This is a genomic window from Halapricum sp. CBA1109 (assembly GCF_009741825.1).
GTDB lineage: Archaea > Halobacteriota > Halobacteria > Halobacteriales > Haloarculaceae > Halapricum.
On sequence record NZ_WPCA01000114.1, the window covers coordinates 1 to 9,170 of the forward strand.

The following is a 9,170-nucleotide window of genomic DNA, read 5'->3' on the forward strand; positions in this document are numbered from 1 at the left end:
ACCGACTGGTCGAACGCGCCGCGTGTGACCTCTACGTCGAGCGGGTCGGCCGCACCGCGGACGGCGTCGACAGCGTCCTCCTGCCGGTCGCCGGCGGCCCGCACGTCCAGCCCGCCGCCCGGATGGCCGGGTCGCTCGCGGCCCACTACGACGCGACGGTCCGCATCCTCTCGGTCGCCGACGCCCGACGCCGAGACCCCGGGAGACACGTCGACGAGGCCAAGGCCGCGGTGACGGCCGCGGCACCGGTCCCTGTCGAGACGAGCGTCGAACCCGGCCCCTCGGCCGTCGAGGCCATCGTCGAAGCCGCCGCCGACGCCGACGCGGTCGTCCTCGGGGCGACCCGACGGGGCGCACTCCGCCGACGGCTCGTCGGGTCGGTGCCACAGCGCGTCGTCGACCGCACCGACACCGCCGTGATCCTCGCTCGCTCGGAGAGCGTCGTCGGCGGTCCGCTGGGACGGCTCGGGACCGTCCTCCGCGGATGAGCGTCACCTTCTGGGCCCTCGTCGGGCTAGCGACCGTGGTCGCTCTCGCCACGGCGTGGACGCTCGGTGCCAACAGCAACTCCCCGCCCTTTGCGCCCGCTATCGGCGCCAACGCCATCTCGACGATGCGGGCCGCGTTCCTCATCGGCCTGCTCGCCGCGATGGGCGCGCTCGCACAGGGCGGGGCCATCTCCGAAACCGTCGGCGCGGGGCTGATCAACGACGCGACCATCACCTCGCTCGCGGCCACGGCGGGTCTGCTCACCGCGACGGCCTTCATGGCCTTCGGCATCTACTCGGGCTACCCCGTCCCCGCCGCGTTCGCCACGACGGGCGCGATGGTCGGCGTCGGCCTCTCGCTGGGCGGGACGCCGGCGTTCGACACGTATCGGGAGATAGCCGTCTTCTGGCTCCTCGTCCCCCCCGTTTCGGGCGGCCTCGCCTACGTCACGGCGACGATTCTCCGCCGGGACGACATCCCCGAGACGGTCGGCGTCCCCCTGCTCGCGGGCGTCGTCGGCGGCGTCCTCGCCAACGTCCGCCTCAGCGTCATCCCCGCCGGCGACGGGTCCGGACAGGGGTCGCTGGCCGCCTACCTCGCCGGCCTCGTCGAGACGCCCGCCGTCGCCGGCGTCGACGTCCTCGTCGTCGTCGTCACCCTCGCGCTGGCCGCGGTGAGCTTCCAGTTCATCAGACGCCGGACCCAACAGTCGGTCGACCGCGGCATCAAGACCTTCCTCGTCGTCCTCGGGAGCGTCGTCGCTTTCTCCTCGGGCGGGAGTCAGGTCGGCCTCGCCACCGGCCCGCTCGAGAACCTCTACCGCGCGGAACTGGGGCTACCGGCGCTTGCCCTCCTCGGTCTGGGCGCGGTCGGCATCCTCGGCGGCGCGTGGATGGGCGCGCCGCGACTCCTGCAGGCGACCTCCCGGGAGTACGCCCAACTGGGCATCCGGCGCTCCATCGCCGCGCTGGTCCCGGGATTCCTCATCGCGCAGGCCGCCATCGCGCTCGGCATCCCCATCTCGTTCAACAACATCATCATCTCGGGCGTGATCGGCGGCGGCCTCGCGGGCGGGTCGGCGGGCGTCTCCCGCCGGAAGATAGGCGTCACGCTCGCGTTCTGGATCGTGACGCTCGTCTGCTCTATCGTCCTCGGGTACGGCGTCTACTGGGCGTTCTCCTCGGTGTTGGGCATCGCCTGACGCTACCGGACGACGGTCACCGTCGCCGGGGCCTCGCCGACCACCGCGGTCGACACCGTGCCGAGGAGGCGCCGCGCGATGCGTCCCCGGTCGCCGCCGTGACTCCCTATCACAACGTGGTCAACGTCGTGGGCCTCGGTGTAGTCGACGATTGTCTCGGCCGGGTCGCCCGTCTCGACGGCCGTCTCGATCGTTCTGTCGTCGGCCCCCTCCCGGTCTCGTACTCGCCGGACCACGTTCTCCGCGCGTTCACGTGCGCTCGCCTCCCGGTCGTCGTCCGCCCCGATCACGCCGCCCTCGCTCATCGGCCCGTCGACGGGCGTCACGACGTTCAGGACCGTCACCCGACAGTCGAACGTCTCCAGGGCGTGGTTCAGGGCCGACTCGGCCAGCGGCGACCCGTCGAGCGGGACGAGGACGTGCTCAGGCGCCATACCGATAGTTCGTGGCCCGACGTAAAAACTCCCGCTGGTAGCCGAGCTGGCGAGTTGGTGACGAGGGAAGTAGTCCCGGGAAGATTCGAACTTCCGTCTCGAGCCCCAGAAGCTCGAAGGATTGGCCGCTACCCCACGGGACTGCGTGCACTTCGTCTGAGTGGACTGGAGGACAAAACCCTGTCGTTTTCGTTCGAATCGTCAGGGCTGTTGGTCCACTTCGGCCGGCGTCTCGTAGTGCTCTTTCCGATGGCAGTTTGCACACAGCGTGTCGCATTTGTCTATTTCGGCGCGGATACGCTCTCTAGCGTACCCGTTTGCGACCATTCGGGAGACACCCATCTCCTTGTCGTCCGCGTCAGGGTGGTGGAAATCCAGTGCAGCCGGGTGCGTTTCCTCACAACGCTCGCACTCACAGTGGTCTGTCTTGTACTCGTGGAGCCACCGGCGTAGCCGAGCGCGGCGCCGGTCTTTCTTTGCGATGTCACGCTCGCGGTTCTTGTAGTACCAGCGCATATTCCCGGACAGCTCCTCCCACGACTTTTCCGGCGGGAGATCTACGTCGTCCGGTTTGGGTTGTACCCCCTGCCCGCCGTTCGCCCCCTGCTCGTACGTCTCCAAACCGGCGGCCGCTTTCGCCTCGTTCCAGCTCCCCATCACTCGCTGAATCGTCGCCTGTGCCGGTGTCAGACCCAACGCCTCGTACTGCGCCGTCGTCGGCGACTCGCCGAGGCGTTCGGCCGCCTCCCGCAACGCCTCGATACACTCCGCTTCGGTGATCACGGGCCGATTGGGCCGCTATCGGACATAAGTCTCGGCCTGCTCGGTCCGGCAACCGTCCCTCGTCGCCGCTTGTTAGTCCGGCGACCGTCCCTCGTCGCCGCTTGTCAGTCCGGCGACCGTCCCTCGTCGCCGCTTGTCAGTCCGGCGACCACGTGCACGCTGCCCCGTCGGTCAGTTCCGCCTCGTCGATGTAGGCGGACAGACAGGCGTAGTTACAGAACCCGCCGACGGGGTCACGCTCGCCGTCGGTCGTCTCCGAGACGTAGACCGGCTCGTACGCCGCGAGGTCGCTACCGCAGTCGACGCAGGTGTCGGTCATCGTCCGTTCTACTCACTCGCAGGGAAAGACAGTTACCCGAGATGGCGCCGGTACAACAGGACGTCTCTATTCCCTACGCGTGTCAGTTACCCACGACTGAAGTCGTGGGCTTGTCAGTGGACTCCCCTTCTGACTCCGTAACGGAGTAGGCGTGGAAATCGCCGTTCAGGTTCAGCGTCCCTGACGTTAGCGCACACTGACAGGGTGCGCCTCCACCCGAAGACTTCTGCCCCGAGTGGAGACGATTGAGAAGTTTGCGAGCGATGTTCTTGCTCGCGTTATAATCCGCGTTCAGTTCGTACTCGCACTTCTGACACACGAACTGGTGCTTCGACCCCCGATTGGTCTCGTGCGTAAACCCACACGAAGAACACCGCTGACTGGTGTATGCCGGACTCACTTGCTCCACCTCGATACCGTACATCTCGGCTTTGTACTCGGTGTACTGATAGAGGCGTCGGAATGCCCATGCGTGGAATCGCTTTGTACCAGCCATTCGCTTGCGAATATCGGTCAAGTTCTCGAACGCGATATGCGTACATTCGTGGTCGCGGGCTTCTTCGAGAATCTGGTTCGACGCTTGGTGCAGTTCATCTTGCATCCAGCGGTGTTCGCGGTCTTTCATCGACTGCATCGACAGGTGGGCCGACCGCGTGCCGGTCTGTTGCATCGACCCGCGAGTCTTCTCAAACTCTCGGCGTCGGTGGTTCATCTCGTCGGCGTTCCCGATAAATGCACCCGTGGAAGTCACGGCGAGCGAACCGTCCACGTTCAGGTCCACGCCAAGGACTGTTCTGTGCTTGGCGTCCTCAGAACGCGAAGCGTTCTGATGGGCTGCATCAGACGGAGTCTGATGAACGTCTTCAGAAGAGTTCGTGGACTGCTCTTGCTCGCTTGTGCTTCGGCGCATCCGTGCGTGGAGGTAGAACGACTCCGTGGAGCGGTCGTACTGCAACGTGGACATTCTGAACCTGAAGTCCTCGTTCAACAGGTATTCGCCAATCGGTGTTCCGTCGGGGTCGTCGGGAATCACGTAGTCGCACTCGACGCGGCCGTTCACCGTCGAAAGGGAAACGTGGTCGCGGTGGAAGGTCGCTGAACGCTTATCGTAGACGACGCTCCACGCATCGAAGTGCGGTTGACTGGTGCTGTCGCCTTTCTTGAGTCGGGCGACACCGCTTTTCGTGGCCTCGATAGCACGCCGAATACCCTTCTGAACGAGGTTTGCCGTCAACTCCGTCTCGGTGCGGAGTTGCTCGTAAAGGGCGTTCTCGGCTTTCTGTTTCGAGGTTATGCAGTAGTCGTTCGGATGCCTCCACGCCCACTCTACGGTGGTGTTCGCACAGTGGAGGAACTGATCTTTGGTCTGATGGAGGTCGTCGCACCGCTCGTCAGGTACGTCGAGTTTCACTTTGACGGTGCGAATCACGTCCCCCATCCGTACGTCACATATCGTACTTTTTCTTTATATGGTCTACGGCTGGTGTGGGGGAGTCGGACTGCTATTGCTCGCTGGTAGTGTAATGGGTTGTCGGATTCCTCTCACGACTAAAGTCGTGGGCTTCCTCCTTGATTCTGTGTGAAGCCCGTGCCGTGAACGGCGCGGAGGATGTCACGGCGGATTGCTCGCGGCGTTCAGCGGACCGTACGACGCTGCGCGATAGGCGACACGCCAGAGTGTGAGTACAGCACGAGTAACGAGTACTTCGACGGACTGCTCGATACAGGATGCTTCGACCTCTGTGGGGTCGGAGGTGGCCTCCGGGGGCGGATGAAAGTGCTCGAGTCCCGGCACGTGGATGTAATCGCTGCCGTGTGGATGCTTGCCCCAGCGGAAATTCACGCCGTCTGCGTCCGAATAGTGAAATTTGTAGTCCGCTTGCGTCGTCCACTGGATGTCGATTCTGGCGGTGTCGGCATCGCAGAGGCCGTCAGCAAGTGGGACTTCCAGCACCGTCGGGTCGAGATAGTCGTCCAGCGATGGATCCGCGAGCGGTTCCTCTCGCCCGATAACGTCCCGTATCGTACACAGTGCTGATCGATCTATCGGTCCCCGTAATGTATGCAGTTCATCCGCTTCGTTGCTCTCCGCCATCTCTCAAATAGAGACCCCTTCATCGGTCGTTTGCGTGTCGCCGTCGACGAACCGTTCGGCGTTTGCAATCGAGAGCGCGGCGTTCGCAAATGCGAGATTTCGGCGCGTCGTCTCCCAGTCCCGGAGTGTCAGCGTCGATATTGGACTGTCCTGAATCACCCTCCGAAAGGGTTTGGTTCGTCTGCTCGATGGTCAGTTCCTCGGGAGAGTCGACGCCGTACTCCGCTCGGTAGTCGGTGAGTTGCTCGCGCATCTCCGCGATACGTGTCCGAAGTTCGTCTGTCGAGACGTGTTCGAGGATGTCCGCGGCCTGCTCGACGACGAGGGACTCCGGCGACCGGCGATACGTCGTCCCACCGTGTTTTCCTACCGCAGTGACGACGTATCCTTCCTCGGAGAGCGCATTCAGGTGTTTTCGTGCCGTCTTCGGTGCGGTTCGGGCGTCGTCGGCGACGGCCTCCGCCGAGACAGGCGTGTACGTGTGCGCGATGACGTGCCGAACGCGCTCGTACGGCGTCGTCTCTGACTCCCACTCCTCACCGACCACCTCGTTGATGTCGTCAAATTTGTTGGGTTCGGGGTCGTCGCTCATACCTCTACTACCCGGTTGAAGGAACATAGTATTTTGTTGTGAGTCTATTCTACTCTTTACCGCGGGTGAATCTGTATGTATTGGGGGCGTCCAGTCCCACTGTCCCAGTGGATAAACCCGCAAGCGGCCGTCGGTCCGGGCGTCGTATCGAGACTCCATTCCGTGCCACCGACCCCCACACCGCCGCGGGACCGATACGTCCATCCCGGCGGCCGACCGAGAGAGGGATATGTACGTCGGACGCTTCGTCGTCGTCGCTCCCGAGGTGGGCGCCTACCGCGTCTCCTCGCGGTCGTTCCCCAACCGACAAGCCGTCGACCGGGACGGGACAGTCACTATCGAACCCACGCCGGACGCACCGGCGTCGGACAACCCATACATCTCCTACAACGGGCTCAGCGTCACCGACAACGGCGCGGTCGTGGGCAACGGCTCTCACGTCGACCCCATCGCCGAGAAACTGGAACTGGGCTACCCCGCGCGGACGCACTGGCCGAACCGCTGCTGTCGCTGGACTTCGAGAAGGACGACTACGACACGCCGCGGGTCGCCGGTATTGTCGGATTAGAGGACGACCCCACCGCCGAGGACGCTGTTATCGGGACCGTCCGCCGGGACGCGCTGTTGGTCGAGGAAGTCACCGAACCGACGCTGGTCGCGACCTACGAGAAAGACAGCCCCGAGGCCTACCAGTTCACGGCCGAGGACGCCGCGGGCGCGGCCCGCGAGGCCTACGACGCCGACTTCGAACACGCCGTCTGTGCGGCGGGCGTCGCCGTCGACGGCGACGGCTTCGAGACGGCTATCGTCAACGAGTAAAGTTCTGTTCTGTCAACACTTATTGCGGCGCGGGACGAACCGCCGACCAGAGCGATGGGTCGGTTGATCAGCGTCCCCGAGAACGCGTTCCGGTTCGTCCAGTACGGCATCTACGCGATGGCACTGGTAGCGGGCGCGTCGATAGCGGTTCTGGCGGCCGAGAACAGTCCGCTGGTCGCCGGTATCGGTGTGTTCGTCGTCGTGGTGGGAGTTCTCGGTCTCCGGCAGGCCTACCGCGGCGAGGGGTGGACCCACCTCGGCACGGCGGGGGACATCACGTACCGGCCGTACTCGGATCCACAACAGATGGCACTGGACAACTGGCGACAAGCCGTCCGGCGGTTGCCACGCGACGACGAGAACGACGAGAACGACGAGGACTCACTGCGTGGCCGGGAGTGAGGCCAGAAAGTGCGAGAGGTGCAGGCGGTCGCTGGTCGACTCGGTGAGGTCGAAATCTATCTCGCCGGCGAGTCGGTACACTCGCGCCAGGTCCTCACCGGTGTAGCGCGACCGGGCGGTGTCGAGGACGGCCGCGAGCAGTTCGTCGCCGGAGTAGCCCTCGTCGACGAGCAAGTCGTCGAGCGTCGACCGCGCGTCGGTGAACTCGCCGTCCTCGGCGGCGGCCAGCATCGCCACGACGTCGTCGTCGTCCTCGACATCGCCGAGGGCCTCGTAGGCGGCGTTCATCGTAATCTCGCCCTCAGCCTCGGCGGTGGTCTGGGCGCTGGTGACCGCCCGGCGGACGTTGCCGTCGGCGTAGCCCGCGACGTACTCCAGTCCCTCCTGATCGTAGTCGACGCCCTCGGCCTCGACGACGCGTTCGAGGACGGCGACGAGTTCCTCGTGGGTCGGCGCGCGGACGGGGACGGGGAAACAGCGCGAGCGGATGGGGGCGATGATGGCGGAGGGTTGGCGCGTGGCGACGACGAACTGCGTGGCCTCGTAGTACTGTTCCATCACGCGGCGCAGCGCCTGCTGGAAGTCCTCGCGCATGTCCTCGGCGTTGTCCAGCAGGATGGTCTTGTACTCGCCGGACATCGGGGAGTAACTCGCGGACTCTTTGAGGACGCGGTTTATCATCTCGCGTTTCGAGAGGTCGCTGCGGCCCGTCAGGAAGGAGGAAAAGCGGGGGTCGTTTTTGATCTCGGTCTTGCTCCGGTTGAAGAAGTCAGCGACGTTGATCTCGATGAGGTCGCTGTCGGGGTTGTCGTGGACAGCGCGGGAGAGCGCCCGGACGGCGGCGGTCTTGCCGCTGCCGGTCGGGCCGTGGACGAAGAGGTTCATCGGCTCCTCGCGGGCGCTGTCCATACTGTCCCGGACCGCCGGTTGCGGGAGGTCACCGATGTCGGGCGCGTGTTTCGAGGTCCAGAGCGGGCCGTCCATCGGGCGGGGGTAGGCCACCGTCCGGCAAGAATCCATCGGGCGCGGACGGCGGACCGGCGGCTGCGGGAGCGGCGTCTCTCGGAGAAGGCGGGTTACCGCGTTACTGCCACTCGGTGTAACTGCACTTCCCGCAGTGGAGTCGGTCGCCGTGGTCGGCGAGGAAGACGTCACCGCAGCGCGGGCACTTCTCGCGGTCGGTCTGGCCGTCGTCGTCGTAGAACTCGTGTCGGGGCATCTATGCTTCCTCCGCCTCGGGGTCCTCGCCGTCGGTGGCGATTTTGTTGCGGTCGAGCATGTGCTGCTGTTCGATCTCGCGGGCGTCCTCGGGGCTCTCGTAGACCTTGGCGTGGCCGACGGTCTTTCGCATCCCGAACTTCGTGTCGAGTTCGCGGACGACGACTTCCTCGGCGTCCTTGTTCAGTTTGGCGGCCAGCGAGTCACGCACTGAGAGCCGCGACGGGGTCGCCTCGTCGTGGACGACCTCGAAGCGGACGTCCGTCCGGTGCAACATAGGGTTCTCGTCCTCGTCGATGATGGAAACGTCCATAGTTCGTTGTCCAATATGTCCCGCTGTGCGGCGTATAAGGATTTCGAAGCGGCAGGTCCCGTATCCAAACAGCCAAGTGCCGTGGCAACGTATATCACGATATGGCCTCCGCCTGGCTCTGGGTCCTGCTGTACGTCGTCGGGTTCGTGCTGTTGCAGGTCCTGCTGTACCGGTATCTCCAGCGCAACGAGACCGGCTTCGACGGGGCGACGCCGGTCGACGGCGACGGCGAGGCGGACCGCTCGGCGGTGCGGGCCGCAGCGACGCCCGACGCCGCCGCCGAGTCCGACGACCGGTTCCGTGGCTGCGGAGCAACACGATACCGAACCCGACCCTTCGCCGGTCCAGGTCGAGCACCATGTAGCCGGGCAGTCTCGATGATTGAGCCCCACCGCACCGATGCCCTCGGTACCGACGATCCACCAGACCGGGTACGACGAACCACAGTCCGACGATCATGTACCGGAGGGTGTTGAACGTGCTTTTGGTGTCACCGATAGCTGCG

The 9,170-nt window shown here is 64.9% G+C and carries 12 protein-coding genes, 1 tRNA gene and 2 pseudogenes; 5 read left to right on the forward strand and 10 right to left on the reverse strand.

From position 1 onward, the window contains the following. Positions 1-488, forward strand: a 488-nt coding sequence (locus tag GJ629_RS11925; RefSeq protein WP_197428580.1) for a universal stress protein, incomplete at its 5' end; no start/stop codon positions are given. Further along, positions 485-1,690 (forward strand): inorganic phosphate transporter, encoded by a 1,206-nt coding sequence (locus GJ629_RS11930; RefSeq protein ID WP_157513263.1) that lies wholly within the window; start codon positions 485-487, stop codon positions 1,688-1,690. The genes GJ629_RS11925 and GJ629_RS11930, both read left to right, overlap by 4 nt. A gap of 2 nt (positions 1,691-1,692) precedes the next feature. On the opposite strand, the gene GJ629_RS11935 is transcribed toward GJ629_RS11930, so the two are convergent. The 7 genes and pseudogenes from GJ629_RS11935 to GJ629_RS11965 form a co-directional block, all read right to left on the reverse strand. After that, complete coding sequence (locus tag GJ629_RS11935) at positions 1,693-2,124, reverse strand: universal stress protein (RefSeq protein ID WP_157513264.1); 432 nt, start codon at positions 2,122-2,124, stop codon at positions 1,693-1,695. Between the two features lie 70 nt (positions 2,125-2,194). Further along, positions 2,195-2,267, reverse strand: a tRNA-Gln gene (locus tag GJ629_RS11940). Positions 2,268-2,325: 58 nt separating this feature from the next. Next, on the reverse strand, positions 2,326-2,907 hold the full coding sequence (locus tag GJ629_RS11945) for a homing endonuclease associated repeat-containing protein (protein ID WP_370515895.1): 582 nt from the start codon (positions 2,905-2,907) through the stop codon (positions 2,326-2,328). 136 nt (positions 2,908-3,043) lie between these two features. Next, entirely contained in the window at positions 3,044-3,226 is a 183-nt protein-coding gene (locus tag GJ629_RS11950; protein ID WP_157513265.1) for a hypothetical protein, read from the reverse strand. An 82-nt stretch (positions 3,227-3,308) separates the two neighbouring features. Next, positions 3,309-4,664 carry an RNA-guided endonuclease TnpB family protein gene (locus GJ629_RS11955; RefSeq protein ID WP_157513266.1) on the reverse strand — a complete coding sequence of 452 codons (1,356 nt, stop codon included), beginning with the start codon at positions 4,662-4,664 and terminating at the stop codon, positions 3,309-3,311. Between the two features lie 174 nt (positions 4,665-4,838). Then, positions 4,839-5,321, reverse strand: coding sequence for a hypothetical protein (locus GJ629_RS11960; protein ID WP_157513267.1), 483 nt, complete (start codon positions 5,319-5,321; stop codon positions 4,839-4,841). Positions 5,322-5,324: 3 nt separating this feature from the next. Continuing rightward, a pseudogene (locus GJ629_RS11965) lies at positions 5,325-5,913 on the reverse strand (Rrf2 family transcriptional regulator). Between the two features lie 229 nt (positions 5,914-6,142). Here GJ629_RS11965 and GJ629_RS11970 point away from each other — a divergent pair. After that, positions 6,143-6,732 (forward strand): annotated as a pseudogene (locus tag GJ629_RS11970) (IMP cyclohydrolase). A gap of 54 nt (positions 6,733-6,786) precedes the next feature. Continuing rightward, positions 6,787-7,134: a hypothetical protein gene (locus GJ629_RS11975; protein ID WP_157513268.1), complete on the forward strand. Its 348-nt coding sequence runs from the start codon at positions 6,787-6,789 to the stop codon at positions 7,132-7,134. Here GJ629_RS11975 and GJ629_RS11980 read toward each other — a convergent pair. From GJ629_RS11980 to GJ629_RS11990, 3 genes are all read right to left on the reverse strand, one after another. Beyond that, on the reverse strand, positions 7,114-8,118 hold the full coding sequence (locus tag GJ629_RS11980) for an AAA family ATPase (protein ID WP_157513269.1): 1,005 nt from the start codon (positions 8,116-8,118) through the stop codon (positions 7,114-7,116). The genes GJ629_RS11975 and GJ629_RS11980 overlap by 21 nt on opposite strands. A gap of 100 nt (positions 8,119-8,218) precedes the next feature. Continuing rightward, the gene (locus GJ629_RS11985; RefSeq protein WP_157513270.1) at positions 8,219-8,353 is read right to left on the reverse strand and encodes a 30S ribosomal protein S27ae; all 135 of its coding nucleotides are present in this window, start codon (positions 8,351-8,353) and stop codon (positions 8,219-8,221) included. Then, positions 8,354-8,665, reverse strand: a complete 312-nt coding sequence (locus GJ629_RS11990; protein ID WP_157513271.1) for a 30S ribosomal protein S24e — start codon at positions 8,663-8,665, stop codon at positions 8,354-8,356. Positions 8,666-8,766: 101 nt separating this feature from the next. Between GJ629_RS11990 and GJ629_RS17730 the strand changes: the two genes are divergently transcribed. Continuing rightward, positions 8,767-9,141, forward strand: a complete 375-nt coding sequence (locus GJ629_RS17730; RefSeq protein WP_157513272.1) for a hypothetical protein — start codon at positions 8,767-8,769, stop codon at positions 9,139-9,141. The last annotated feature ends 29 nt before the right edge of the window (positions 9,142-9,170 follow it).